Origin of the sequence: Pedobacter sp. GR22-6 (genome assembly GCF_037402555.1) — a bacterium.
Lineage (GTDB): Bacteria > Bacteroidota > Bacteroidia > Sphingobacteriales > Sphingobacteriaceae > Pedobacter.
This window is the reverse complement of the sequence record NZ_JBBEUC010000002.1, coordinates 1,018,232-1,042,993: the sequence shown is the minus strand read 5'-3', so window position 1 is coordinate 1,042,993 and position 24,762 is coordinate 1,018,232. Positions and strand designations below refer to the sequence as shown.

The following is a 24,762-nucleotide window of genomic DNA, read 5'->3' as shown; positions in this document are numbered from 1 at the left end:
GTTCATGCCTAACAGAAAAACATACCTCGTAATCTTCCTGCTGTTGCTTCTCGCAACGGCAGGTTTTACGCAATCTGTTATTCCGCAGACCGTTAGAATTGGGCAAGGAAAAACGATTAAACTGCGTGCTAATTCTGTTAACGCGAGCAGCTATCAATGGTTGAAAGACGGAACATATATTGCCAACGCGAAACTACGTGAATACGTGGTCTCAGAAGCCGGCATTTACAGCGTAATATCTTACAACAATCAAGCTTGTGCTTCCGAAAGCTCCGATAATGTCATCGTCAACGTAGTACCAAACGGCGATCTGCGTGCCGATATGATGATGTACAAAAAATCTGAAGTCAGGGCAGTATCCCTCAATGATCCCTATGAATACCTGCTTCAGGTAACTAACAATGGACCAGACCGGGCAAGCGGTATTAAAGTCATGGACGCCCTTCCGGAAAACCTGGAGCTGGAATCCATGCAGAGTCCAAGTCTTGGGTATGCCAATTACAATGCAGGCACCCGGATCGTTCTATGGGAGATCGACGGATTAGAAAATACACAAAAAGCGAGCTTAAGAATCAAGGTGAAGGCATTGAAAGCAGGTGCCACGAGAAATACCGCAAGCGTTACTGCCAATGAAACTGACCCTAAGATGGGTAATAACGCTTCATTGGACGAGAAGACCATTATCGACCTCCAGATCCCAAGTGCATTTACGCCAAATGGCGATGGTAAAAACGACTACTTTGCCATCCCGGGACTAGAGAGCTATCAAGCCAATGAACTCACCGTTCTCAACCGTTGGGGAGGAACAGTATACGAACGAAAGGGGTATAAAAACGACTGGAATGGAGATGGACTCAATGAAGGTACCTATTTCTATGTTCTGAAGGTTAAAACCAGCGATGATAAATGGCATTCATACAATGGATACATCACTTTATTAAGAGGAAGGCAATGATGAAAAGACTTTTTTTTACAGCGCTGCTAACAGCTGCAGTCCTAAGCTCCAGCGCTCAGCAGGACAGTCAGTATACTCAATATGTATTCAACACCATCCATTTGAACCCGGCCTATGCAGGATACAAACAGGATGTCTATGTGCAGTCCTTCTTTCGCTCACAATGGGTGGGTGTTAAAGGTGCTCCGGTTAGTTTCTCCATCGCTGCAGATGGTGCAGTAAACGATGGCAATGTAGGCTTAGGAGTCATCATAGCCAACGACAAGATTGGTGCACAAACCAACCTTTCAGGTTACGCCAACTATGCTTACAAAATCCAAATGGGCTATGATGAACAATCGAACCTCTCTTTTGGCATCGCGGCAGGACTGATGCAACTAGGGCTTGATGGCACCCGTCTTGGTGGCATTGATCCCAATGATGAACTGATCCCTGTAAATAATGAAACACGTACCTTTCCTGATGCCCGGTTTGGGGCATACTATGCTAACAGCAAGTTTTTTGTCGGTCTTTCGGCAACCAACATCATTGCAGCATGGGCTTCCAGAAGGGGCAGTAACAGCAATTTACTCGTACCGGTGCCACAACCGCATCTCTACCTGAATGCAGGCATGCTCATCCCTTTAGGATACGGCCTCGATTTCAAACCTGTCATCCTGTTAAAAGATGATACCAAAGGCCCTACCTCATTGGATGTTAACGCTTTCTTTTTACTAAACGAAAAGGTATGGATCGGAGGCTTTTACAGAACTTCTGTACCGCTCTATAACAAAAAGGCATTAGAAAATGGCCTAACCAAAAAAAGCGCTCTGGGTATGATGTTTGAGCTTTTTGTCTCCAATAATTTCAAAGTAGGCTATTCCTACGATTATGCGCTCAACAAGCTCCGTGACTACAATTACGGCAGTCACGAAATTTCAGCTGGCTTTTACATCAACAGAAAGATTGGCAAAAGAGACCGCCAGTTGAGGTGCTATGATTTTTAATCCGCTCCTGAGTTCTTTATTCCCCAAAATTGCTTTTAAATCTTTAGCTTTATTTGAAAGAGAATGGAAGCCAGGGATCAAAACATCATTATCATCGGAGGCGGACTCGCAGGTCTGTGCTGTGCACTTCATTTGTTAAAATCAGACATCAAAGTCACGCTCATCGAAAAACTGAGCTACCCGCAGCACAAAGTCTGTGGAGAATACATTTCCAATGAAGTAATCCCTTATTTGAAATGGCTGGATGCAGACCCCTCAGAATTACATCCAAGCTCCATTTCCGAGCTACTCTTTTCTATCCCTTCCGGAAAGACGCTAACCTGTAAACTTCCCCTTGGAGGCTTCGGAATCAGCAGATATGCACTCGATCATTTCCTCTATAAAAAGGCCATCGAAAAAGGTTGCACAATGATCACAGATACGGTAACCGCCGTAAGCTATGAGCATGACAACTTTCAGGTGACCACTGCAAAAAAATTAACCTTATCAAGCGCATTGGTGATCGGTGCCTACGGCAAACGCAATGCAATGGATCAGAAACTGAAGCGCAGTTTTTTTTTCAAAAAAACACCCTGGCTGGCGGTCAAGAGTCACTATAGGGGCGACTTCCCAGACGAATTGGTTGCCTTACACAACTTTAAAGGTGGCTATTGTGGAGTATCCAAAATAGAGGATGGACACCTCAACATTTGTTATCTGGCGGATTACAAAAGCTTTAAAAAATTCAAATACATATCAGAATTCGAACAGGAGGTACTCAGACGAAATCCACAGTTGAACCTCATTCTCGAAAATTGTACACCATTGTTCAAACAACCACTGAGCATCGCCCAGATTTCGTTTGCAAAAAAAGAAGCCGTCCATGAACATATATTGATGATTGGCGATACAGCAGGGTTGATCCATCCACTTTGTGGCAATGGAATGGCGATGGCCATTCACAGCGCAAAGCTTTGCGCGGAATTAATTGTACAGTATAAAGCCGGCAGCATCATTACGCGTGCAGAACTGGAAAGCCAATATCAGCACAATTGGAATAGGAACTTTAAAAGCAGGCTAACTGTAGGTAGATTGCTCTCCAGCCTGATTAGAAACGAGTACCTGCTCAAACCTTTCTGGCTCCTTTTGGTTACACTACCGTCACTACTGCCATTTATCATAAAAAAAACTCACGGAAAACCGATAGAATGATGTTGATAGACACCCGTCAAAGAAGCAATGAACCAGAAATCATGGATGATTTCAATATGGAAGGAGAAATTCTTCGGGATGCCCTCGACAAAATAGCGAGCATAAACAGGCTACTGGGCGGCAATAAAGTGACCACTGCTGGATTGAAATTTCTGTTAAGAGGTATCGATCCGGTCAGACCGATCCGGATTCTAGATGTTGGTTGCGGTAACGGCGATATGTTACGGAGCCTGGCTGATTACGGTATAAAACAAGGCTATAACTTCCAGCTGAACGGTATAGATGCCAATGCTTTTACCGTCCGTCATGCCGCGTCCTTATCTGTCAGCTACCCCAATATCCAATACATCTGTGGAGACATCTTCCACGAAATTAAACAAACGGGGCCTTACGACGTGCTACTTTGCACGCTTACATTACATCACTTCAAGGAAACTGAGATCGTAAATTTGCTGACTGATTTCAAAGCGAAGTCGAACCTGGGCATCATCATCAACGATCTGCACAGGAGCGCCATTGCCTACTATCTTTTTATGGCTTTATGTTTTGTCTTCAGACTCAATCAAATGTCGCGGGATGACGGACTCATTTCCATCTTAAGGGGGTTCAAGTCTGAAGATTTAAGGCACTATTCCCGCAAATTGAATTTAACACAATACCATATTCGCTGGAAATGGGCTTTCCGATACCAATGGATTATAAAAACTGCTGAAGAACCTGGCATATGAGCGTAAACATAAAAACAGTAGCTAAAGTATTGCCTGCCCATTCCAGAAAGACAGCCGATATCCTTCCCTTTCTGGATGTTTGGCTGGCCGGTCAGGATGATCGATTCATCCGGAAGGTCAGAAAGATTTTCGAAAATGCCGGCGTCGACAAGCGTTATTCGATTATGTCGCCCGAAGAGGTATTCAGCAACCTGTCCTTTCAGGAACGCAATGACATATACATCAGGGAGGGGATTAAACTTAGTGCCGACTGTCTCAGCCTCGCTTTAGAGAAGGCCAATTGGAAAGCAGATCAATTGGATTACCTGATTACAGTCAGCTGCACCGGCATCATGATTCCCTCCCTGGATGCATACCTGATTAACAAACTGGAACTCAGACAGGATATCGTTCGTCTCCCTGTCACGGAAATGGGCTGTGCTGCAGGTATCTCCGGGATTTTATATGCAACGAATTTTCTAAAAGCACATCCTGGAAAACGCGCTGCCGTGATCGCCTATGAATCACCTACCGCAACTTTTCAGTTGAATGATTTTTCTATGGCCAACGTTGTTAGCGCTGCAATTTTCGGCGATGGCGTCGCTTGCGCCCTCCTCTCTTCCGCCCCTGAAGACCTGGGTCCGGAAATTATTGCTCAGGAAATGTATCATTTTTACGATGCCGAACAGATGATGGGTTTTAAACTGAGCAACACAGGATTGCAAATGGTACTGGACGTAGCTGTTCCAGAAACCATAGAGGCCCAGTTTCCTGAAATCATCCACCCCTTTCTCGCTAAACAGGGATTGAGCATCAAAGACATCGAACATCTGATCTTTCATCCGGGAGGAAAAAAAATCGTGCAGATGGTCGAAGGACTATTTGCCGGTCTGGGCAAAAACATTGCAGAAACCAAGGAGGTTCTGCGACTGTACGGAAACATGTCAAGTGCGACAGTGCTCTACGTTCTGGAACGCTACTTAGATGAAATCAAGCCCTCATCTGGTGAATATGGATTGATGCTAAGCTTCGGCCCGGGATTTTCTGCCCAGCGGATATTGCTGAAGTGGTAAAGAAATTGATAATTTAGGCCTGTAATTGAAAAAACATGAACAAAACAGAAATTTTAGCACACTTACCTTATTCCAAACCATTTTTATTTGTCGATGATCTTTCTGAGATCAATGAAAATGGGGTCACCGGAACTTATACTTTTGACAAAGATCTTGATTTTTATAAAGGACATTTTAAGGATGCACCCGTTACGCCAGGAGTCATTCTTACAGAGACGATGGCTCAGATCGGTCTGGTTTGCCTGGGTATCTACTTATCCGGCAGCGCAGAAGGGGGTATGCCCGGACATGTGATGCTAACTTCTACAGCAATCGACTTCATGAAACCTGTATTTCCGGGCGAAAAGGTAAAAGTTGTGGCAGAAAAAGTTTATTTCCGTTTTAAAAAACTAAACTGTACCGTTCAGATGTTTAATGAAGCAGGTGAAGTAGTCTGCAAAGGAACCATCGCAGGAATGGTCACCCAAAAAATGAATGGATAAACGAGTGGTCATTACCGGATTGGGCGTGGTTGCACCTAATGGTGTGGGCCTTCCTTTATTTACTGAGGCCATAAAACGTGGTCAGTCAGGGATAAGGTTCGATCCGGAACTGGCACAACTTGGCTTTTCCTGCCAGATCTCGGGAAAACCGCTACTCAATGACGAACTGATCGGAGCCTACCTGAGTCCACTGGAACTGAAGAATTTCAACAGCACAGGAATTCTTTATGGGCTCATTGCGGGAATGGATGCGTGGAAAGACGCAGGCCTTCTTCCTGCTGAAACTGATGAACCCGATTGGAACAGTGGCTGTATTTTCGGCACCGGCACTTCAGGTACAGATAAGTTCAGGGAATCCATTTATAAAGTCGATAACTTACAAGTCCGAAAACTGGGCAGCACCGTAGTGGCACAGACTATGGTCAGTGGGGTGAGTGCCTATCTGGGAGGAAAGCTCGGACTGGGCAATCAGGTAACCACCAACTCCTCTGCCTGCATTACAGGAACGGAAAGCATTTTAATGGCTTATGAGCGCATAAAAACCGGCAAGGCTACCAGAATGTTAGCTGGGAGCACAAGTGACAGTGGGCCCTATATCTGGGCCGGATTTGATGCCATAAAAGTTTGCACTTATAAACACAATGACGCGCCACAGCAAGGTTCCCGTCCCATGAGCATCACTGCCAGCGGATTTGTTCCTGCTGCAGGCGCCGGAGCCATGGTTCTGGAAGATTTAGATACAGCCCTGGAAAGAGGGGCACATATCTATGCAGAGGTCATGGGAGGTCACCTCAATTCAGGCGGACAACGCGGCAGTGGAAGCATGACCGCCCCCAACCCCATCGCCGTAAAGAGGTGCATCCAATCTGCTCTTGAAGAAACGGGTATCAGACCTGCCGAACTGGATGCCATCAATGGGCATCTGACAGCGACTAGTAAAGACGCCCTGGAAATAAAGAATTGGAGCGAAGCACTGCTGCTTGAGGGTTCCCGTTTCCCCTATATCAATTCTTTGAAATCCATGACCGGACACTGTCTGAGCGCTGCAGGCAGTATAGAGTGTGTTGCATCGGTGCTCCAGATCCATGAGGGCTTTGTATTTCCGAATATCAATTGCGAGGATCTGCATCCCGAAATTACTTCGATCATCAGTGAAGACTGCATTCCCCGTCAATTGCTGCAAAAACCAATACATATCCTCGCTAAAGCCAGCTTTGGATTTGGCGATGTAAATGCCTGCATCATCTTTAAAAAATACCAGAATGAATGAGTTCGAAATTATAGCGCGATTAAAGCCAATTGTGGCAAATTACGTGGCTGACAAAGCCCTCCCCGATCAAATTACTGAAGAAACTGATTTCATTAAAGACCTGAAGATCAATTCTGCCAATCTGGTAGATATCGTGCTGGATGTGGAAGAGGAATTTGACATTGAGATCGACAACGGCTCCATGGAGAAAATGCTGACAGTTGGCGCCGCAATTGCCATCATACAAGAGAAGTCAGCACAGAAATGATCGGCAACGACATCGTAGACCTGCAGCAGGCTGCACTGGACAGCAATTGGAAGAGAAAGGGCTTTCTGGAAAAACTCTTTACCGCTGAAGAGCAATTCCTGATTGCTTCCTATACCGAAAATCCTGAGCTAATGGTCTGGCTCTTGTGGAGTATGAAGGAGTCAGCCTACAAGATCAACTCCAACATTACAAAACTCCGCGCTTTTGCTCCGGTAAAACTGGTCTGCAACAACCTCATTATCCTGGAACACAGCGCAACAGGAAATGTGTACACGGAGGGCACATCTTATTGTACTGCTACAGAATTCAATACTGATTATGTACATACCGTAGCTGCCGAACAATTGCATGAACTTCAGCTGGCCAGAACTGAAATCTCCGCTCTTTACGATGGCTACCATCAGAAATCACCGCAATCTGTCAGTCACCACGGCCGATACCTCGCACTGGCTTATTCGTAAGTCGCCAGGTTTTCTTCAATCAGTAAATTGATGATACCGTCAACCATACCCACCTTCGGCACATAAATCTGTTTAATACCTGTCCATTTCATCAGCGTGATGTAAATCTCACATGCTGGGATGATCACGTCTGCACGGTCTGGATTGAGGCCAAATACACTGATGCGTTCCTTTAGCGAATGGCTATTGAGTTGATTGTACAGCGCTTTCAATTTGATGAACGACAAAGGCATGCCTTCTTTTTCATCAGACATGCGGAAAAGTTTATTGATATTGCCACCTGTACCAATGCCAGCTACATGTTTCAGGGATTTGGTATTTTCCTTTACCCATTGCTTCATCGATTCCCAGGTCTCATCCTTATCCTGATTGTCCAATATCCGGATTGTCCCGATATCAAACGACTTAGAAGCCACGGGAACTTTATTGACGAAGACCGAAAGTTCTGTACTTCCACCGCCCACATCGATATACAGATAGCTTTTATTCGCGTCAAGGTTTTCTTCGATATGATTGGAATAGATGATATTGGCTTCACGTTGCCCTTCGATAATCTCCAGATCGAGGTTAGCGAGTTTTTTTACCTTTTTAATGACCTCTGCCCCGTTTTCTGCCTCACGCATCGCCGATGTTGCACAGGCCAGGTACTCCGATACATGATATACCTCCATGAGGTTTTTAAAGGCGATCATGGTCTTGATCAGATCGTCTACTTTCTTGTCAGAGATGCGATGGTCCAGAAAGGCATCATCGCCCAGCCTTAGCGGCACCCGTACCAAAGTGTTCTTTTTATATTTAAAGCCTTCTTCTGTTCTTGAAATATCAGCAATGAGGAGTCTTACAGCATTAGATCCGATATCGACGGCAGCATATCTTAACATGGAGATTATTGGTGTTTATTTTTGAGGTAATTGTAGGTCTGCACTTGCGCCCTAACTTTGTTGGTCAACCTGTTCTTATGGTATTTGTTACTGTTGGTTCTTGTGATATCACGCGCCTTCACATTGTCCTGTAGCTGAAACTCAATGATATCCCTGATCTCATGCCGGACTTCTTCATCCAGGACAGGAAAACCCACCTCTACCCGGTGCTCAAAGTTCCTGCTCATCAGATCGGCCGACGAAAGAAACATTTCTTCTTTTCCATTATTACCAAAGATGAATACCCTGGCGTGCTCCAGGAATTTATCGATGATGCTGATCACTGTAATGTTTTCACTGTAGCCGGCAACTCCCGGCACAAGGGTGCATATCCCCCTCACAATGAGCTTGATCTTCACGCCGGCATTACTCGCATCATAAAGTTTTTCTACCACACCTTCATCGGCGAGACTATTTACCTTTAAGATCATATAAGCCGGTTTTCCCAGTTTGGCGATCTTTATTTCCCGGTCAATTAGTGCATATATCTTACTTCTGGATTCCAAAGGGGAAACGATCAGGTGTTTAAAACCTTTGGTTACTGTCTTTTTATTCAGGGCCTGAAAAAGTTTCAGCAAGTCGCCGGTGATCTCTTTTTTTGCCGTAAAAATGCTATGGTCGCAGTATAGTTTCGCAGTCTTTTCATTGAAATTGCCCGTAGCTAGATTGGCATAATACACAGCGCGCCCTTTTTCAATTCTCTTGACCAAACAAATTTTAGAATGCACTTTATAGTCGGTCAGACCATAATTCACATGCACGCCTTCTTCCTGCAAACGATTGGTCCAGAAAATATTAGCCTGTTCATCGAAGCGTGCTTTTAACTCAACCAATACATTGACTTTTTTGCCATTTTTCGCCGCGTTGATCAGCGCATTAATGACTTTCGAATTTTCCGCCAGGCGATATAAAGTTATGTTGATTTCCGTGACCTTGGGATCAATAGCTGCTTCCCGCAAAAACAGAATGATGTAATCGTAAGACTGATAAGGAAGGTTTACCACATAATCCCGTTCCTGCAATTTATTAAAAATGCTTTCTGTACGGTGCAGACCATGAACTTTAAGTGGTACATTTTGAGTATACTCCAGTTCTTTTGAGCCCACATTTGGAAAAGCAATGAAGTCTTTAAAACGGTGGTACCTATTTCCCGGGATCAGGCTTTCAGCCTCTATTTTTAGTTTGGTAACCAGGACCGTCAGCATGTCAAAAGGCATCTCGGTATCATAAAGCAAGCGCATAGGCTTGCCCTTCTTTCGTTTATCCAGGCTGGACTTGAGCTCTTCAATGAATTTATCACTTACATTCTTGTCAATATCGAGTTCAGCATCCCGCGTTAGCTGGATGGAATACGCATCTATAATGTCATAACTGAACACATAAAAAATATCGTCAAGGCAATATTTAATGATGTCTTCAGCGAGGATAATGAACTTCAGCCCATTGGTCTCCGGCAATACAAGGAACCTTGGCAGATCTGAAGGCAACTCAATTAATGCATATTTCTCACTCTTTTTGGAGCCCTTTTTGGAAAGCCGCACAAAGAAATACAGGTTCCTGTCCTTCAGTTCCGGAAATGGCTTGTCCATGTCCAGCATAATGGGAACCAGTGTCGACAAAATCCTGTCCCTGAAATGGCTCCTCACAAATTCCCCTCTAGCCACATTAAGCTGTGTTTCGTTGAGGATAAAGATCCTGTTTTGTGCCAGTTCATTGATCAGCGTGGCCTGGAACAATTGCTCAAACCTCCGCTCTTGCTTCACCACAATGTTTTTGATCTCATTGAGCACTTTCTTCGGGTTGAAACCAAGCAACGCTTTAGATTTGTCATTGAGGTTCGACAAGCGACTCATCGTCGCTACCCGGACACGGTAAAACTCCTCGAGGTTAGAAGAAAAGATAGAAAGAAACTTGATTCTTTCTATAAGCGGCACTGTTTCGTCTGCAGCTTCCTGCAAAACCCGTTCGTTAAAATATAACCAACTGATCTCTCTGTTTAAAAACGGTGCCTTCTTTTTTGTCATATAGTGATACAAGAATCCCCAAGTACTTGGGGATGCCCAAAACTGCGTATTCTTTTGTTAAGTAATTGTTAATTATTGTTTGTTTTCTGTTTTAGCTTTAACAGGAGTTTTAGCTGCGGTAGACTTCACAGCCGCTGCTTTTGTCGCTGGCTTTGAGGGAATGGCTTTCTCTACAGTTGCCTTCACTTCGTTTGCTTTTTCCACAACGGTTTTTACGGCTGCTTTTGTTGTACTTGCCGCAGCTTTTACAGTAGGAGCAATTGCTTTTGCGGCTTTCTCTTCCGTGGCGATCGCCGCAACCTTCACACTTTGTACTACCGGTTTAGCTTTAGCGGCTGCCTTCTTAACCGCTTTTTTTGCTTCCTTAGTTGTCTTCACTACTTCTTTTTTAGCCTTGGAAACGTTTTTTGCAGGTTGAGCTTTGGCTGCTGCCTCGTCAATTTTACTTTCCACTACGGCTTTTACTTCACTGAATTTCTTAGAGAGTTTTTTAGCTACGAATTTACTCGCGATCTCAATGTCCTTACCGATCCTTTCAGCATCATGGCCAAGATGTTTTACCACTTCCAGGAATTTGTCGGTCAGGCTTTTTTCCAATTCCTTTTTGGCTGCCTTTTTTGCGCCTTTTTTTTGCACCTTTGATTTACTGGTTTTCATATAGAGCTGTATTATTTTACAAAAATTTACTTGTTTTGTATGAAAAATCACACAACACTTAAATCTAACATATTTTTAACTATAAAGCTATAATCATGCCCACTTTCGATATCGTAAGCAAAGTAGATGCACAAACATTTGACAATGCGATGAATAACGCCAAAAAAGAGATTCTAAACCGTTACGATTTCAACAACTCCAAAAGCACCATTGATCACGATAAAAAAACCAACGTGATCACCATCGTAACGGAAGACGACATGCGTTTAAAGGCCATTGAAGATGCAATTATCTCCAGAATGATCAAGCAAAACCTGGATGCAAAAAGTCTGGATTTCGGCAAAGAACAGTATGCTTCCGGAAATATGATCAGAAAAGAAATTTCCATAAAAGAAGGAATAGATAAAGAAACTGCAAAAAAAATCGTCGCGAAGATTAAGGAAAGCAAGCTTAAAGTACAGGCCTCTATGATGGATGACCAGGTTCGCGTGCAGAGTAAGAGCATCGACGACCTTCAGGGGGTAATTGCTTTATGCCGCAAAGAGGACTTCGGGCAACCTTTGCAGTTCATCAACATGAGAAACTAATGGAAATCCTGGAAAACGGATTCGTATTTTCAGATGATCCAAATAAAATAGATCCCATCCGCATTCATCATTACCTGAGTACACAGTCCTATTGGGCTCAGGGCATCCCTTTTGAAACTGTCAAACGGTCTATCGACAATTCCTTATGTTTTGGCATTTATAAAGAGGAAAAACAGATCGGCTTTGCCCGATGGATCACGGATAAGGCTACATTTGGCTACCTTGCAGATGTATATATAGAAGAACCCTTCCGCGGTATGGGCTTGTCAAAAAAACTGATGTCACTCATGCTCTTCCACGCTGACCTTCAAGGGTTGCGCCGCTACATGCTGGCCACACAAGATGCTCATGGACTATATGCGCAATTTGGCTTTAAACCAATAGAACATCCCGACAGGCTCATGGCTGTTGTCTCAGAAAACATATACAAGGAAGACCGTTAAACGGTCTTCACATCTTCATTGCTGTAATCTTCTATATCGGTGATATACCCGTTGATGATCAGGAAATCAAACAAGGGCTTGGCATCCGGAGTTACCGGCATATTCGCACTCGTAATGACCTGATTGGTCTTTTTATCCAGAAAGGGATAGGCAAAGAGTTTCACATTTTTATTGAACATATCACTCACATAGCTCAGTAACTGGCTGGTATAGTTTTCTCCAAAATTGCTGGAGTTGAACACAAATTTCAAGTTATTGATATTCGTAGAGATCCCAACACTTTTCGGACGGCACCTATCCAGGTATTTCGCCAGTTTGTTGTGACGGGCAAAGTTGGAAACAATCACCTTGTTCCCGGTTTCGCACATTTCCTTCGCACGCTTAGCCACAGCACGCAAGTCAAGTTCATCTGAAATGGCTTCATTTTCAGAAAGCAGATTAGACATCAGCACTTCAATCAGCACACTCAGGTTTTCCTCTTTCACGTTTTCCGTACGCACATACTGGTCTACTGCCTTGTTCAGCATACTAAAATTCGGATTGGATTTTTGCGCATACTTTGTACGTAGGATCATAATGTCTTTTTTATACAGCAGGTCCTTAGGCAAACGTGGCCTGCCGGTCGCGTCGAAGATCGCTGCATCAGAAAAGTCTTTAACGATCAGGTACAAGTTCAGCAGGATATTATCCACACCCTGAAATACCGGGCCATTTACTGAGATCAAGTCAATCTCCACGGAACCTACAGTCAGGTTATCCGCCAGTGATTCAATCATCGCCTTGCGGTCCTGATTGTAATAGAAAGCTGCATACACCAAATTAACACCGATGATACCCAACACATTTTGCTGTAAGGCTGCATCAGTATCCAGCAAACGGACATGGAAGAAAATTTCGTTGGGCTCTCCCCCCGGCTCCGATTGGAAACAAAGACCAATCCAGCCATGTGGGTCATTGGACTTGTTATAATTCAAAGTGGTCACGGTATTTGCAAAGGCGAAAAAAGTACGGCTGTCATACTTCTCTCCACTCAATCTCTCCCGAAGTAAACCAAATTCATGCTCCAGCATTTTCAGCAATCTGGATTCACTCACATACCGGCCTGACTCTTCAGCGCCATAAATGGCATCGCTAAATGTCATATCATAGGCGGACATTGTCTTGGCTACTGTCCCAGAGGCTGCACCGGCGGTAAAAAAGTTACGGGCTACTTCCTGTCCTGCACCAATCTCAGCAAAAGTTCCATAGATTTTGGGGTTCAGGTTAATCTTTAGCGCCTTGCGCCTGGTGTCAAGGATTTCTCTTTCCATGCCGCAAAATTAAATAATCTACCGAATTTGGACGATAAAATAACTACCTTGAGCTCAGATTTCTCTTATCAAGATCGTATCTTAATAACATGCTGGACGTCAAAAATCTGACCGTACTTTTCCAAAACAAAGAAGACAAATCATGGCTGAAAGCAGTCAATGGGATTAGTTTCACTATAGAAAAAGGCAAGGTCCTGGGAATTGTAGGTGAATCGGGCTCTGGAAAATCGGTCACTTCTTTTTCCATTATGCGCCTTCACGATCCTCACAGCACGCGCATAGAAGGCAGTATAGCATTCAATCACACAGAGCTCCTTCAACTTTCTGCAACGGCCATCCGAGAATACCGGGGCAACAAAATTGCAATGATTTTTCAGGAGCCAATGACTTCCCTGAATCCGTCATTCAGCTGTGGTTACCAGGTACAGGAGGCCATCATCTTGCACCAAAAGTTAGACCGACAGGCCGCAAAAGCAATGACGCTCGAACTCTTCCATGAAGTACAACTTCCAAGACCTGAACAATTGTTCGATAGCTATCCGCATCAGTTATCGGGTGGACAAAAACAACGTGTGATGATCGCAATGGCGCTGAGCTGCAACCCTGAACTCCTCATCGCAGATGAACCTACCACTGCCCTGGACGTTACCGTTCAAAAGACCATACTGCAGCTATTGCTCCGCCTAAAACAAGAAAGGAACATGACCATGATCTTCATTTCTCATGATCTGGGTGTGATCAGCGAAATTGCAGATGAGGTTGCAGTGATGTATAAAGGGGAAATTGTAGAACATAATACTACGGAAAAGCTTTTCAAAAACCCCCTTCATCCTTATACAAAAGGATTGTTGGCTTGTCGCCCACTTCCTAAAAGGCAACTCAAAAAACTGCCGGTAGTTGCTGATTTCCTGCAGGAAGATCAGCAACTGGCACTTGCACATTTGTTGGACAAAAACAGCTTTACAGCCCAGGAGATAGCCGAACGGCGTGCTGCACTATATACACAGCAAGCCTTGCTCGAACTGAAGGACCTCTGCACCTGGTATCCGGTCAAAAAAGGTCTGTTTGGCAAAACTACAGACTATGTAAAAGCTGTAGATCACATTACCCTCAATGTATTTCCAGGGGAGACACTGGGACTTGTCGGAGAATCAGGCTGCGGCAAAACCACACTGGGAAGAAGTATCCTTAGGCTCGTAGAGCCGACCTCCGGCCAGATCATTTTTCAGGGAAAAGACATTACGCAGTTCAGCAAAAAGGAACTGAGCCTGATGCGCCGCGATGTACAGATCATTTTTCAGGACCCTTATTCTTCGCTAAATCCAAAATTGACGGTCGGGCAGGCTCTCATGGAGCCACTGCAGGTGCATGGTCTGTTCGAAGACGACCACAAACGCAAAACACGTGTCCTGGAACTGCTGGAAAAGGTAGACCTGAAACCAGAACATTTCAATCGGTATCCGCATGAGTTTTCAGGTGGACAAAGGCAACGGATCGTAATTGCCAGGGCCCTGGCTTTACAGCCAAAGTTCATCATCTGTGATGAATCTGTGTCTGCACTCGATGTCTCTGTCCAAGCCCAGGTACTGAACTTACTCAGGTCATTACAAACAGAATTTGGGCTCACCTATATATTCATTTCACATGACCTGGCAGTTGTAAAACACATCTCCGATCGCATGATTGTGATGAACAAGGGTAAGATTGAAGAGCAAGGTTTTCCGGAAGACATCTACAATAGTCCCAGTGCCGATTATACCCGCCGCCTCATTGCAGCCATTCCGGGCGCTGAACATATCTCTTAACCACTACCTTTGCTTATCTGCACCACGCAAAATCCCGGTAGAAATGCCTAACCTGAGGTATCCATACCTATCCCTGTAGTAGATGTTATAGGGGTCCTCACCATAGTAGCCTGTTGCTGCCATTAAAAATGTATTGTGCATAAAAGGAAGCGCATAATGAAAAGCCAGCTCAGCATTTAAACGTTTCTTCATAATTGACAAATCGTATTCTTTCATGCTGTTCATGGCGTAACTGAGCGAAACATTCAATCGCCATAGTTCCTGCTGACGGTACCTTCGCCATGAAAAATCATACAATATCCGACTAAAACCATAGTCATTCTCCAATGCCTTTTCGTAGTCGAACCATTTGTGCCATTCAAAACCTATTACATGAAACAGTCCTTCCGATCGACTATTAGCTTTGTAGTACTGATGGGCAAAATGATATTTAAGCCTGAGGTAATTCGTACTAAAATTGCCATTGATCGTATTTATACTACCGTCCGGATTCAAAGCCATACCATCCTGTCCATTCGAATGATGGACAAAGCTCAGACTAACATACCTGTAATCCCTTTCGCGATTATCCATTCTTACATAAAATGTACCGCCCAAACGAAAACTCGGCGTGCGCACACCAGCCGATCTTTCTTTACGAACCCTTACCGTAAAATCTGGAATGATCGCTAATGCTACAGGCAGTTTCTCCGTTCCGATCAGCATATACGTCGTTGTCAACCTGCCATTGATGACATATTTAGATGGTGCCCCAATTTCTCCTCCTGGCGAAGTATAAGAGAGGTCTGCGTCTTCTTTGTACCGTTGCACATACTTCCTGTTCCATTCAAACACCCGCTGCAACGTACTGTCCTTTGGGCTGACGACAGGCGTTTGTTCCTGCGCATTGACAATCGGTCCCACAAAGCAGAACAAACCAATAAATAGAATAGTAAATTTCATTACACAACTTTGTCCTACCTACGAAGAAAATCTCGAAATGGTTCCTGTTGCATCCCGAAGTCAGCAACCTCCTTATCCGGTTTTCAAAACTGCCGACAAACGGATCAGCGCCGTGTTGATGGCTCTCCTGATCTCCCGCTCTTTTATTTTATCATAACGCTTCAACAGGATCATCACTTTAAAAACCACCACATCTTTATTGATGGATATGGTCTTTACAGTCAAACCACCAGGCATCACATTATCTGTATATTTTTCGATGATCTTATTCAAATGATTCTCCAGGTATTCCGGGGTATAACCATTGTCCAGGGCCATATCAAACTCTATACTCAGCTTTTTGGTATTTTGCTTCGACTGATTGACGATCACTGAACTGAAAGCCAGGGAATTTGGGATGATCACCATATCGCTATCTTCATTTTGCAGGATCATATTAATCAGCGTGATATCCAGAATTTTCCCTTCATGTTCTCCAATCCTGATGTGGTCACCCAATGAAAGTCTGTCCGAAAACATAATGATCAGCCCGTTGATCATATTGGCAATATAGTCTTTGAAAGTAACTGCCAGTGCTGCCGCAACAATGGATACGCTGAAGATCAGCTCTTGTAGATTGATGCTCCAGAAGGAGGTTAGTGCAAGGGCTATAAACACGGTATTCAATATAGAGACGATCCGATTGATCCCCAATATAAAATTGTCCTTGATGTTGCTTTTAAATTTGTGCTTTTTGATATACCAGTAGATGACTATGAGTCTCAGAATGGAGATCACCAGGCTTGGCCCCAGGAAGACCATCAGACCATCCGCAAAGTTTTCAAGGCGTGGATATTCTTTATAAACAGCAGTAGGCTCATTTACTGCAAAGTAAAAAAGGATCAGGCAAATCACTGCCTTAACCAAGATCATCAGCAATTCTTCACCAGTTTTTCGTTCTCTGTCCTCTATCATTTTCTTATTCCAATTGTAAGCAAATTAATTCAAGCCTGTTTAGGCAAAGCTACAAAATACAACAATCTATCAGTTCAAATTGTTACCTTCGAACTGATACATACCTACATTATGGCAAAAAAGAAATCCTCTCACTTAGAACTCGTTTTAATCCAACTGATTAGCGACGTTCTGGAGAAAAGCAAAAATGACGCCCTCAATTATAAACAAGTCTCTGCAAAATTAAATATCACAGATCCGGCAGGTCGGGAAACCATCCTGGAGATACTTCGCGAACAAGCAAAAAAAGGTATTTTTTTGGAACCTGAAAAGGGAAAATTCCGGCTAAAAGATCTAAAGACTTTTGTAACAGGTAAGGTAGACATGACTGCTGACGGCTCTGCTTTTGTAGTCCCTGATGATGAATTTGAAAAAGATATTTTTGTATCTGCACGTAAACTGCACAATGCGCTACACGGTGATCAGGTTAAAGTGTATATCTACGCTAAAAAGAGCGGCAGAAAAAATGAAGGGGAGGTTGTGGAGATCATCAAACGCAACAAAACTGATTTTATCGGTGTAATCCGCATATCCGATCGCTTCGCCTTTGTCAATGTCGATGACCGCAAAATGTTGCACGATATTTTTGTTCCGCTCAGCGACCTAAATGGTGCCAAAAACGGTCAAAAAGTGCAGGTTAGTATTACCGACTGGCCGGAAGGCGCTAAAAACCCAATTGGTAAGATCAGCACCATCCTGGGTGAACAAGGCGAGAACAATACAGAAATGAATGCCATTCTCGCTCAATATGGATTCCCTCTGGCTTTTCCTGCGGAAGTGGAACATGAAGCCAATGCAATTCCTGAAGAGGTATCGGAATCCGACCTCAAAGACCGCAGGGATTTTAGAGATACGGTTACCTTTACTATAGATCCGGCCGATGCCAAAGATTTTGATGATGCGATCTCCTTTAAGAAATTGGAAAATGGGCATTATGAGATCGGGGTCCATATTGCTGATGTTTCTTATTATGTGAAACCCAATAGCCATCTCGACAAAGAGGCTTACGCAAGGGCTACTTCAGTTTATCTGGTCGACCGCGTCATCCCAATGCTTCCTGAGCGGCTCAGCAATGGGGTTTGTTCGCTTCGTCCCAATGAGGACAAACTTTGTTTCGCAGCTGTATTTGAGCTCGACAATGAGGCAAATATCATTACCGAGTGGTTTGGCCGCACTGTCATTCATTCCAATCGGCGCTTTAGCTATGAGGAAGCTCAGGAGGTTATTGAAACAAAAACAGGCGACCATGCAGAGGAAATTCTAAAGCTCAATGAGCTGGCCTATATCCTCCGCGACCGTAAGTTTAAGAACGGCGCCATCAGTTTCGAGAGTACTGAAGTGAAGTTCAAACTGGATGAAACCGGAAAACCAATTGGTGTTTATGTAAAAGAACGCAAAGACGCCCATAAACTGATTGAGGATTTCATGCTCCTGGCCAATAAAAAGGTTGCAGAATTCATCTCTAAAAAAGGCAAGGGTAAAAAGAAATATACTTTTGTCTACCGCTCCCACGACTCTCCTAATCTGGAAAATCTAGGCAATTTCGCTTTATTTGCTGCCCGTTTCGGCTATAAGATCAATATGAAATCGGATAAGGAGATTGCAAAATCTCTCAACTACCTGATGGAAGATGTAGAAGGCAAAAAAGAACAAAATGTATTGACCACACTGGCAATCCGCTCTATGGCTAAAGCGGTATACACAACCAAAAAGACCAGCCATTACGGTCTGGCATTCGACCACTATACCCACTTCACCTCTCCGATCAGGCGTTATCCGGACGTAATGGTACACCGCTTACTCGCAGCCTATCTGAACAATGAAAAGTCTGCCAATGAAGAGGAATACGAAACAGCTGCCTCTCATTCTTCTACCATGGAAAAGCGGGCGGCAGATGCAGAGCGCGCATCCATCAAGTACAAGCAAGCTGAATACCTGGAAGAAAATATAGGCAATACCTTTACAGGCATCATTTCTGGCGTTACTGAATGGGGAATGTATGTCGAGATCGCTGAAAATAAATGTGAAGGCATGATCAGGCTCCGTGACCTTTCCGACGACTTTTATGTATTGGACGAGAAAAACTATTGTATCGTAGGGCAGCGTAAAAAGCGAAAATATCAGTTGGGGGACGAAGTGAAGGTCAAGGTCAAAAAAGTAGACCTGGCTAAGCGACAGATAGATTTTTCACTGATACAAGACTAAATAACACATTTAAAATAGAATGCATTCTCCTTCAGAATTATTAAAAAAAATAGAAAAAGCAATTACAGAAATACAATATCCGGCGCACCCGGCTTCTTTATACGAACCCATCAGCTACATTATGGGCCTCGGTGGGAAACGCATCCGGCCCACCATGCTGCTGATGTCCACTGAGCTTTTTCAAGGGGATTTAGAAAGCGCCATACCCGCAGCATTGGCCATTGAAACCTTTCACAATTTTACGCTGATCCACGATGACATCATGGACAATGCACCACTTAGGCGTGGACAGCAGACTGTACATGAAAAGTGGGGCGATAATACGGCGATTCTCAGTGGAGATGTAATGATGGTGGAGGCCAATAAACACCTGACTAAAGTAGACATCAGTGTGCTCAGGCCCGCCCTGGATACCTTTAATGCAACCGCACAAGGCGTCTGTGAAGGTCAGCAGCTGGACATGGAGTTTGAGACCAGGGAAGATGTCAGCATAGATGAATACATCAATATGATCCGCCTGAAAACCGCTGTACTTCTTGGAGGTGCAATGAAACTGGGTGCCATTGTAGCCAACGCTGCTGAAGGGGACGCTGAACGCATCTATGAATTCGGAGAAAACCTGGGGATTGCCTTTCAGTTGCAGGACGACATTCTGGACGTCTACGGAGATCCCGAAAAATTCGGAAAACAGGTCGGTGGAGATATCATTTCAGACAAAAAAACTTTCCTCAGGCTCAAGTTACAACAGCTGGCCCTGCCCTCCCACGCTGCACACCTAAGTGCACAGGCAAATAACAGCAACACTGCAGATAAAATCAAGCAGGTGACTTACCTGTACGACCAGTACCAGGTGAAAGAACAGGCTACGGAAATTATGCAGGAATATCTTGAAAATGCCTTCAGGGCGATGGAACAGATCGACCTTCCTGAACATAGAAAAACGGAACTGATCAACGTTGCCAATCTCCTGATGAATAGAGAATATTAGGCACTTTCAAAGATCATTTTTACCTTATCGAGGGTCAAGGGCTTCGTGACAAAATATTTCACAAAAGCAAAAGTTTTGGCCCTCGATAAGTCTTTCGGATCTATGGAAGAAGATACAATAATCACCGCGACCTGAATATTCCGCACTTCCATCATGTGCAGAAACTTCCATCCGTCAATATGCGGCATATGGAGATCCAGCAGAACCAGATCAGGCTGGTGCTGTTCGATATAGTCGAGTGCCGGCTCAGGATCATGGAACAACACAATTTGCTTATCAGCAGCATGCCTCTTGATCAAAGTATGATGAATCTTATTGGTGATCCTATCGTCGTCAACAAGGACGACGTGCTGATTCTTCGAAAGGAAATGTCCACCTTCAAACACGCCGCCCTTTTCGTTCTTATTAAGCAAAGAACTGAGTGTCCTGATGATTTCATCTAGTTTTTCAGCTTGTATATTGATATCCGACAACAATTGATTGACTTTAGCAATGTCAAAAGACTCAATCTTTGCATAGTTGCCAATATTGGAGAGACTCAATATGTTCGTAATGGGAGCTCTTAACGCATGAGAGGTCAACTGAGAATAGTCATTCAACAGGCGCAACTGACCTATATTCACATTATTATTAATGACGTTGCAAATGACCCACATGTCTTCCTCTCCATTCAGTAAGGGTGTAAAAACCAGTTGGTACAAAACATCCGCTGAACCTTTCATCTCAAATCTCTTTTCCACACTGAAACTTTTTCCGGAGAAAGTTTTACTGAGCAATACCAGGAATTGGGTTTTGTATTTCTGTGTAATCATTTCCTCAACATTTCCCCCAACTGTGGGCGACTTTGCAAGAAATTCTTGCAGATCATGGTGATCATCTATAGTAAAATCGACCAATTCAAATTTTTTGTTGATGACGAAATAAGAACAAAACGACGGCTCGCAAATTCCTCTACCTGGCATTAGAAACACGGTTTAAGTTACTGAACGACTGAAAATTCATTTAAAACAAGGTTTAATGGTACATTTTTCAGGCTTACATCCAATCCATTTTCACATGAAATACGTATAGTGGATAGAGAACATTGCCAATTGTGACTATTTATGGTTTAGTAATTGCAAATACAATCACTGATAAACCATTTTAACGCTCACAAATCAACACAATAAAAACCAATTATGCAAGAAATACTATCAAAGAAGGAGATTGGCGAAAGAGTTAAAAACCTACGGTTGGAAAGTAAACTGTCACAGTCATTTGTTTCCGAAAAACTAAAAATATCGAGAAGTAATTATTCGCAAATCGAATTGGGCAATCAATTTCCTTCATTCAATACCTTATACCTCATCTCCAGTCTTTATGGAAAAAGCTACGAATGGTTATTACATGGCGATGAGACGCCGGCTAAAGCCAAACCAAAGCCCGTAGTGAAAGATGCGGTAAAAGACATGCAACGTACCCTGATGAAGTTTAAAAGCATCCTCAGCGAACTGGAAGAGGAATTCAACAGGATCAAAAGGACGACTGTAAAGGAAATCCAGGAAATGGAATCCGAATAAGCTAAGAAAAATTCATAGGCAAAAAAAAAGCCTACTCAATCGAGTAGGCTTTTTTTTTGAATGAGTTGAAATTATTCTGCTGGTGCAGCTTCTGTTTCTGTAGTTTCTGTTGCAGTTTCAGCTTTAGCAGCTTTCTTTGCAGGTGCTTTTTTAGCAGGCGCTTTTTCTTCAGTTGCAGCAACTTCAGCAACAGGTGCTTCAGCTTTAGCAGCTTTTTTAGCAGGTGCTTGTTCAGCAACAACTTCTTTAACTACTGCAGCAGGCAAAATAGAAACGTATGATTTGTTATCTTGTTTCTTTTTGAAGATTACAGTACCATCAACCAAAGCAAATAAAGTATGGTCTTTACCAATACCTACTCCTTTGTCTGGATGGTGTTTTGTACCGCGCTGACGTACTAAAATGTTTCCAGCGATAGCTTCCTGTCCACCAAAGATTTTGATACCTAAGCGTTTGCTATGCGACTCACGTCCGTTCCTGGAACTACCGGCTCCTTTTTTATGTGCCATCTTGTTTTATATTTTATAAATACCTGCCGAACAGGGATTCAATGTTTAACAATAATTATAAACTGATACCAGAAATCTGGATTTTGGTGAAATACTGACGGTGACCGTTTTTCTTTTTGTAACCTTTTCTACGTTTCTTTTTGAAAACGATTACTTTATCACCTTTTAAATGAGACACGATCTTAGCTGAGACTGTAGCGCCTTTCAATGCAGGAGCTCCTACAGAGATTTTACCACCATCTTCAACCAACAATACATTGTCAAATTCAATACTAGCGCCTTCATCTCCTTGCAAACGGTGTACAAAAAGGTGCTGGTCTTTTGCAACTTTGAATTGCTGTCCTGCTATATTTACTATTGCGTACATTGTTAAATAATTATTATTTTAAATTGTTTATTTTTTTTATCGAGGTGCAAATATAGAAATATATTTATAAAAACACAATAGAATTACTATTTATTAGTGTAGCGTTCTTCTGCTTCATTAATGCTCTGACTGATTAGCTTAACCATTTGACCCGCTACATCCCGCAGCTTGGGCATTTCGCTATAATCTGTCATAAAAACCACCTTTTTAGATTTCCGTTCATAATTGAACTGCAACTCATAGCGCAGCACTTTCGCCGACTTGAGGTCTTCACCTGCATTGGCAATCACCTCCGGAAAATTCCAAAGCCCCAGTTCATTGGCCTTGTTGTGCAGATACATAATGTCATTTTTACGCAGTTTCACATTCGTTTTCACTAAAGAATCCCGCGTATCCACATATTGGTAATCACCGGTTGCAGAATCATAGCTGTTTTCCAATACCGGCCCTACACCCCATTTGAATTGCAGGGATACAAATTCTTTGGATTTAAATGGTGCATTCCGCAACATAGGGGTGTAATACACCACACAATAAATCAGGAATGGAACTACAATGGTTAGTGCTAAGAATATCTTTTTACCTTTACTCGTCATATATTATACTTCTACTGTTTCTATCTGATCAGGGTTATATTCCCCCTCCCATTTCGCTATCACTACTGTCGCCAGACAATTTCCTATTACATTTAAAGAGGTACGCCCCATATCCATCAGCTCATCTATGCCCAAAATAGCCGCAATAATAAACGTTGGTAAGCCAAACTGGTCTGCAGTAGCAATCAGAATGATCAGCGATGCCCTTGGTATCGCAGCCACTCCTTTACTGGTGATCATCAGCGTAAACACGATCAACAACTGATCTCCAAATGAAAGGTGCATCCCCGCAGCCTGTGCCACAAAGATGGAGGCCAGCGACAGATACAAAGTCGTGCCATCCAGGTTAAAACTATACCCTGTAGGAATCACAAAAGAAACGATCTTGCGCGGCACACCGAACTTCTCCATTGCACTCATTGCTTTTGGCAAAGCTGCATCTGAACTGGTTGTGGCAAAAGCAATAGAGACCGGCTCCTTAATCGCATTGATGAACTTGCGGATCGGCAACTTAATGTATAATGAAATGGGTAATAAAACGAGTAAAATGAAAGCCAGCAGCGCCACATAAAGGGTAGCCACCAGTTTAAACAGGTGCAACAAAATGTCAACCCCCATATGACCTACCGTATATGCCATGGCAGCGCCTACACCGATGGGAGCGAAATACATGATCACATTGGTGAATTTAAACATGGTTTCTGATAAACTCTCGCAGAAATCTACCATCGGCTTTCTCTTCTTTTCATCGACCATAGCCAGTCCAATCCCAAAGATTACAGAAAAGATCACAATCTGCAATATCTGCGCATCATAGATGGATTTGGCAATATTTTCCGGAAATACGTTCCTGAAAAAAGCCAGCGTTTTATACAACCAATGTACGTTATCGGGAAGGGAAGCCAGAATGCTCTCATCTGCAAGGTCCTTTACAGGTTTCGGCAGTTCTGTATGGGGCATGTTCTCAATTTTCACACCCACCCCTGCCTGAGAGACATTGATCGCAGCCAGTCCGATAAACAATGCAGCTGTAGTTGCACAATAAAAATACAACATCGATTTCCAGGCCATCCTGCCTACTTGTTTCAAATCTGAATGACCAGCTATACCATACACCAGCGTAGCAAATAGAATAGGCCCTACAATCGTTTTCACCAACTTAATAAAACCTTTGCTCAGGGGCTGTAGTGCAATCGCTACATTAGGATAATCCACACCTACAAAAACTCCCAGGACCATACAGACCAGGATCCAGGTAGTGAGGTTCTTTTTCATAAAAGCATACACCACAAGCTCCACCGCCAGGATCCAGCGCGTTGCAATCATCAGGTTCTCCGGAATAGGCAAAACCTCAAACTCCTTGGAAAGTCCGAGAAGAATAGCAATCGTAACCAATATAAATGTGATGAACCCGATGCGGTTTTGTTTCATACAGAAGCTTTTTTTGAACGCAACAAAAGTAACTAATTGCACTAAGCCCACAAA

26 protein-coding genes are annotated in these 24,762 nt (G+C 43.4%); 15 read left to right on the top strand and 11 right to left on the bottom strand.

Annotation, left to right across the window (positions count from 1 at the left end; genetic code table 11):
* Positions 1–4 precede the first annotated feature (4 nt).
* The 9 genes from WAE59_RS12090 (at position 5) to WAE59_RS12050 (ending at position 7,372) form a co-directional block, all read left to right on the top strand.
* Positions 5–955 carry a gliding motility-associated C-terminal domain-containing protein gene (locus tag WAE59_RS12090; RefSeq protein WP_337856219.1) on the top strand — a complete coding sequence of 317 codons (951 nt, stop codon included), beginning with the start codon at positions 5–7 and terminating at the stop codon, positions 953–955.
* Positions 952–1,941: a PorP/SprF family type IX secretion system membrane protein gene (locus WAE59_RS12085; RefSeq protein WP_337856218.1), complete on the top strand. Its 990-nt coding sequence runs from the start codon at positions 952–954 to the stop codon at positions 1,939–1,941. The genes WAE59_RS12090 and WAE59_RS12085 overlap by 4 nt, the downstream gene beginning before the upstream one ends.
* Positions 1,942–2,004: 63 nt before the next feature.
* The gene (locus WAE59_RS12080) at positions 2,005–3,132 is read left to right on the top strand and encodes an NAD(P)/FAD-dependent oxidoreductase (RefSeq protein WP_337856217.1); all 1,128 of its coding nucleotides are present in this window, start codon (positions 2,005–2,007) and stop codon (positions 3,130–3,132) included.
* Positions 3,129–3,860 (top strand): methyltransferase domain-containing protein, encoded by a 732-nt coding sequence (locus WAE59_RS12075; RefSeq protein WP_337856216.1) that lies wholly within the window; start codon positions 3,129–3,131, stop codon positions 3,858–3,860. The genes WAE59_RS12080 and WAE59_RS12075 overlap by 4 nt, the downstream gene beginning before the upstream one ends.
* Positions 3,857–4,912, top strand: coding sequence for a type III polyketide synthase (locus tag WAE59_RS12070; protein ID WP_337856215.1), 1,056 nt, complete (start codon positions 3,857–3,859; stop codon positions 4,910–4,912). Before WAE59_RS12075 ends, WAE59_RS12070 begins: the two co-directional genes overlap by 4 nt.
* Before the next feature lie 35 nt (positions 4,913–4,947).
* Complete coding sequence (locus WAE59_RS12065) at positions 4,948–5,394, top strand: 3-hydroxyacyl-ACP dehydratase FabZ family protein (RefSeq protein ID WP_337856214.1); 447 nt, start codon at positions 4,948–4,950, stop codon at positions 5,392–5,394.
* Positions 5,387–6,664, top strand: coding sequence for a beta-ketoacyl-[acyl-carrier-protein] synthase family protein (locus WAE59_RS12060; RefSeq protein WP_337856213.1), 1,278 nt, complete (start codon positions 5,387–5,389; stop codon positions 6,662–6,664). The genes WAE59_RS12065 and WAE59_RS12060 overlap by 8 nt, the downstream gene beginning before the upstream one ends.
* Positions 6,657–6,911: a phosphopantetheine-binding protein gene (locus tag WAE59_RS12055; RefSeq protein ID WP_337856212.1), complete on the top strand. Its 255-nt coding sequence runs from the start codon at positions 6,657–6,659 to the stop codon at positions 6,909–6,911. Before WAE59_RS12060 ends, WAE59_RS12055 begins: the two co-directional genes overlap by 8 nt.
* Positions 6,908–7,372: a 4'-phosphopantetheinyl transferase family protein gene (locus tag WAE59_RS12050; RefSeq protein ID WP_337856211.1), complete on the top strand. Its 465-nt coding sequence runs from the start codon at positions 6,908–6,910 to the stop codon at positions 7,370–7,372. The genes WAE59_RS12055 and WAE59_RS12050 overlap by 4 nt, the downstream gene beginning before the upstream one ends.
* On the opposite strand, the gene WAE59_RS12045 is transcribed toward WAE59_RS12050, so the two are convergent.
* The 3 genes from WAE59_RS12045 to WAE59_RS12035 all read right to left on the bottom strand — a co-directional run bounded on the left by WAE59_RS12045 (position 7,363) and on the right by WAE59_RS12035 (position 10,973).
* The gene (locus WAE59_RS12045) at positions 7,363–8,253 is read right to left on the bottom strand and encodes a Ppx/GppA phosphatase family protein (protein ID WP_337856210.1); all 891 of its coding nucleotides are present in this window, start codon (positions 8,251–8,253) and stop codon (positions 7,363–7,365) included. The two genes, WAE59_RS12050 and WAE59_RS12045, sit on opposite strands and share 10 nt — an antisense overlap.
* Before the next feature lie 5 nt (positions 8,254–8,258).
* Positions 8,259–10,316 carry a polyphosphate kinase 1 gene (gene ppk1, locus WAE59_RS12040; RefSeq protein ID WP_337856209.1) on the bottom strand — a complete coding sequence of 686 codons (2,058 nt, stop codon included), beginning with the start codon at positions 10,314–10,316 and terminating at the stop codon, positions 8,259–8,261.
* Between the two features lie 72 nt (positions 10,317–10,388).
* On the bottom strand, positions 10,389–10,973 hold the full coding sequence (locus WAE59_RS12035; RefSeq protein WP_337856208.1) for a hypothetical protein: 585 nt from the start codon (positions 10,971–10,973) through the stop codon (positions 10,389–10,391).
* A gap of 95 nt (positions 10,974–11,068) precedes the next feature.
* On the opposite strand from WAE59_RS12035, the gene WAE59_RS12030 reads away from it, so the two are divergent.
* Entirely contained in the window at positions 11,069–11,560 is a 492-nt protein-coding gene (locus tag WAE59_RS12030; protein WP_337856207.1) for a YajQ family cyclic di-GMP-binding protein, read from the top strand.
* The gene (locus tag WAE59_RS12025; RefSeq protein ID WP_337856206.1) at positions 11,560–12,003 is read left to right on the top strand and encodes a GNAT family N-acetyltransferase; all 444 of its coding nucleotides are present in this window, start codon (positions 11,560–11,562) and stop codon (positions 12,001–12,003) included. The genes WAE59_RS12030 and WAE59_RS12025 overlap by 1 nt, the downstream gene beginning before the upstream one ends.
* On the opposite strand, the gene WAE59_RS12020 is transcribed toward WAE59_RS12025, so the two are convergent.
* Complete coding sequence (locus WAE59_RS12020; RefSeq protein ID WP_337856205.1) at positions 12,000–13,313, bottom strand: nicotinamide mononucleotide adenylyltransferase; 1,314 nt, start codon at positions 13,311–13,313, stop codon at positions 12,000–12,002. The two genes, WAE59_RS12025 and WAE59_RS12020, sit on opposite strands and share 4 nt — an antisense overlap.
* A gap of 89 nt (positions 13,314–13,402) precedes the next feature.
* Here WAE59_RS12020 and WAE59_RS12015 point away from each other — a divergent pair, with 89 nt between their 5' ends.
* On the top strand, positions 13,403–15,118 hold the full coding sequence (locus tag WAE59_RS12015; RefSeq protein WP_337856204.1) for an ABC transporter ATP-binding protein: 1,716 nt from the start codon (positions 13,403–13,405) through the stop codon (positions 15,116–15,118).
* A 3-nt stretch (positions 15,119–15,121) separates the two neighbouring features.
* Here the strand turns inward: WAE59_RS12015 and WAE59_RS12010 are convergent, their stop codons facing one another.
* The gene (locus WAE59_RS12010; RefSeq protein WP_337856203.1) at positions 15,122–16,060 is read right to left on the bottom strand and encodes a hypothetical protein; all 939 of its coding nucleotides are present in this window, start codon (positions 16,058–16,060) and stop codon (positions 15,122–15,124) included.
* 72 nt (positions 16,061–16,132) lie between these two features.
* Complete coding sequence (locus tag WAE59_RS12005; protein ID WP_337856202.1) at positions 16,133–17,014, bottom strand: mechanosensitive ion channel family protein; 882 nt, start codon at positions 17,012–17,014, stop codon at positions 16,133–16,135.
* A gap of 111 nt (positions 17,015–17,125) precedes the next feature.
* On the opposite strand from WAE59_RS12005, the gene rnr reads away from it, so the two are divergent.
* Positions 17,126–19,258, top strand: a complete 2,133-nt coding sequence (rnr, locus tag WAE59_RS12000; protein WP_337856201.1) for a ribonuclease R — start codon at positions 17,126–17,128, stop codon at positions 19,256–19,258.
* Positions 19,259–19,277: 19 nt separating this feature from the next.
* Complete coding sequence (locus WAE59_RS11995) at positions 19,278–20,246, top strand: polyprenyl synthetase family protein (protein WP_337856200.1); 969 nt, start codon at positions 19,278–19,280, stop codon at positions 20,244–20,246.
* On the opposite strand, the gene WAE59_RS11990 is transcribed toward WAE59_RS11995, so the two are convergent.
* Positions 20,243–21,208, bottom strand: coding sequence for a response regulator (locus WAE59_RS11990; protein WP_337856199.1), 966 nt, complete (start codon positions 21,206–21,208; stop codon positions 20,243–20,245). The genes WAE59_RS11995 and WAE59_RS11990 overlap by 4 nt on opposite strands.
* A gap of 216 nt (positions 21,209–21,424) precedes the next feature.
* Here WAE59_RS11990 and WAE59_RS11985 point away from each other — a divergent pair, with 216 nt between their 5' ends.
* Positions 21,425–21,805: a helix-turn-helix domain-containing protein gene (locus WAE59_RS11985; RefSeq protein WP_337856198.1), complete on the top strand. Its 381-nt coding sequence runs from the start codon at positions 21,425–21,427 to the stop codon at positions 21,803–21,805.
* A 71-nt stretch (positions 21,806–21,876) separates the two neighbouring features.
* On the opposite strand, the gene rpmA is transcribed toward WAE59_RS11985, so the two are convergent.
* The 4 genes from rpmA to WAE59_RS11965 all read right to left on the bottom strand — a co-directional run bounded on the left by rpmA (position 21,877) and on the right by WAE59_RS11965 (position 24,708).
* Positions 21,877–22,314, bottom strand: a complete 438-nt coding sequence (gene rpmA, locus WAE59_RS11980; RefSeq protein WP_337856197.1) for a 50S ribosomal protein L27 — start codon at positions 22,312–22,314, stop codon at positions 21,877–21,879.
* Positions 22,315–22,369: 55 nt separating this feature from the next.
* Positions 22,370–22,681 (bottom strand): 50S ribosomal protein L21, encoded by a 312-nt coding sequence (rplU, locus tag WAE59_RS11975; RefSeq protein WP_008241463.1) that lies wholly within the window; start codon positions 22,679–22,681, stop codon positions 22,370–22,372.
* An 86-nt stretch (positions 22,682–22,767) separates the two neighbouring features.
* Positions 22,768–23,277 carry a hypothetical protein gene (locus tag WAE59_RS11970; protein ID WP_337856196.1) on the bottom strand — a complete coding sequence of 170 codons (510 nt, stop codon included), beginning with the start codon at positions 23,275–23,277 and terminating at the stop codon, positions 22,768–22,770.
* 3 nt (positions 23,278–23,280) lie between these two features.
* The gene (locus WAE59_RS11965; protein WP_337856195.1) at positions 23,281–24,708 is read right to left on the bottom strand and encodes a dicarboxylate/amino acid:cation symporter; all 1,428 of its coding nucleotides are present in this window, start codon (positions 24,706–24,708) and stop codon (positions 23,281–23,283) included.
* Positions 24,709–24,762: the final 54 nt, after the last annotated feature.

Coding starts and splice junctions, on each gene's coding strand:
- WAE59_RS12020 (WP_337856205.1), bottom strand. CDS start 13,313: ATGGAAAGAGAAATCCTTGACACCAGGCGCAAGGCGCTAAAGATTAAC.
- WAE59_RS12060 (WP_337856213.1), top strand. CDS start 5,387: ATGGATAAACGAGTGGTCATTACCGGATTGGGCGTGGTTGCACCTAAT.
- WAE59_RS11995 (WP_337856200.1), top strand. CDS start 19,278: ATGCATTCTCCTTCAGAATTATTAAAAAAAATAGAAAAAGCAATTACA.
- WAE59_RS12050 (WP_337856211.1), top strand. CDS start 6,908: ATGATCGGCAACGACATCGTAGACCTGCAGCAGGCTGCACTGGACAGC.
- WAE59_RS12015 (WP_337856204.1), top strand. CDS start 13,403: ATGCTGGACGTCAAAAATCTGACCGTACTTTTCCAAAACAAAGAAGAC.
- rplU (WP_008241463.1), bottom strand. CDS start 22,681: ATGTACGCAATAGTAAATATAGCAGGACAGCAATTCAAAGTTGCAAAA.
- WAE59_RS12035 (WP_337856208.1), bottom strand. CDS start 10,973: ATGAAAACCAGTAAATCAAAGGTGCAAAAAAAAGGCGCAAAAAAGGCA.
- WAE59_RS11965 (WP_337856195.1), bottom strand. CDS start 24,708: ATGAAACAAAACCGCATCGGGTTCATCACATTTATATTGGTTACGATT.
- ppk1 (WP_337856209.1), bottom strand. CDS start 10,316: ATGACAAAAAAGAAGGCACCGTTTTTAAACAGAGAGATCAGTTGGTTA.
- WAE59_RS11985 (WP_337856198.1), top strand. CDS start 21,425: ATGCAAGAAATACTATCAAAGAAGGAGATTGGCGAAAGAGTTAAAAAC.
- WAE59_RS12070 (WP_337856215.1), top strand. CDS start 3,857: ATGAGCGTAAACATAAAAACAGTAGCTAAAGTATTGCCTGCCCATTCC.
- WAE59_RS12005 (WP_337856202.1), bottom strand. CDS start 17,014: ATGATAGAGGACAGAGAACGAAAAACTGGTGAAGAATTGCTGATGATC.
- rpmA (WP_337856197.1), bottom strand. CDS start 22,314: ATGGCACATAAAAAAGGAGCCGGTAGTTCCAGGAACGGACGTGAGTCG.
- WAE59_RS11990 (WP_337856199.1), bottom strand. CDS start 21,208: ATGCCAGGTAGAGGAATTTGCGAGCCGTCGTTTTGTTCTTATTTCGTC.
- WAE59_RS12010 (WP_337856203.1), bottom strand. CDS start 16,060: ATGAAATTTACTATTCTATTTATTGGTTTGTTCTGCTTTGTGGGACCG.
- WAE59_RS12055 (WP_337856212.1), top strand. CDS start 6,657: ATGAATGAGTTCGAAATTATAGCGCGATTAAAGCCAATTGTGGCAAAT.
- WAE59_RS12030 (WP_337856207.1), top strand. CDS start 11,069: ATGCCCACTTTCGATATCGTAAGCAAAGTAGATGCACAAACATTTGAC.
- WAE59_RS12075 (WP_337856216.1), top strand. CDS start 3,129: ATGATGTTGATAGACACCCGTCAAAGAAGCAATGAACCAGAAATCATG.
- WAE59_RS12085 (WP_337856218.1), top strand. CDS start 952: ATGATGAAAAGACTTTTTTTTACAGCGCTGCTAACAGCTGCAGTCCTA.
- WAE59_RS12080 (WP_337856217.1), top strand. CDS start 2,005: ATGGAAGCCAGGGATCAAAACATCATTATCATCGGAGGCGGACTCGCA.
- WAE59_RS11970 (WP_337856196.1), bottom strand. CDS start 23,277: ATGACGAGTAAAGGTAAAAAGATATTCTTAGCACTAACCATTGTAGTT.
- WAE59_RS12090 (WP_337856219.1), top strand. CDS start 5: ATGCCTAACAGAAAAACATACCTCGTAATCTTCCTGCTGTTGCTTCTC.
- WAE59_RS12025 (WP_337856206.1), top strand. CDS start 11,560: ATGGAAATCCTGGAAAACGGATTCGTATTTTCAGATGATCCAAATAAA.
- WAE59_RS12065 (WP_337856214.1), top strand. CDS start 4,948: ATGAACAAAACAGAAATTTTAGCACACTTACCTTATTCCAAACCATTT.
- rnr (WP_337856201.1), top strand. CDS start 17,126: ATGGCAAAAAAGAAATCCTCTCACTTAGAACTCGTTTTAATCCAACTG.
- WAE59_RS12045 (WP_337856210.1), bottom strand. CDS start 8,253: ATGTTAAGATATGCTGCCGTCGATATCGGATCTAATGCTGTAAGACTC.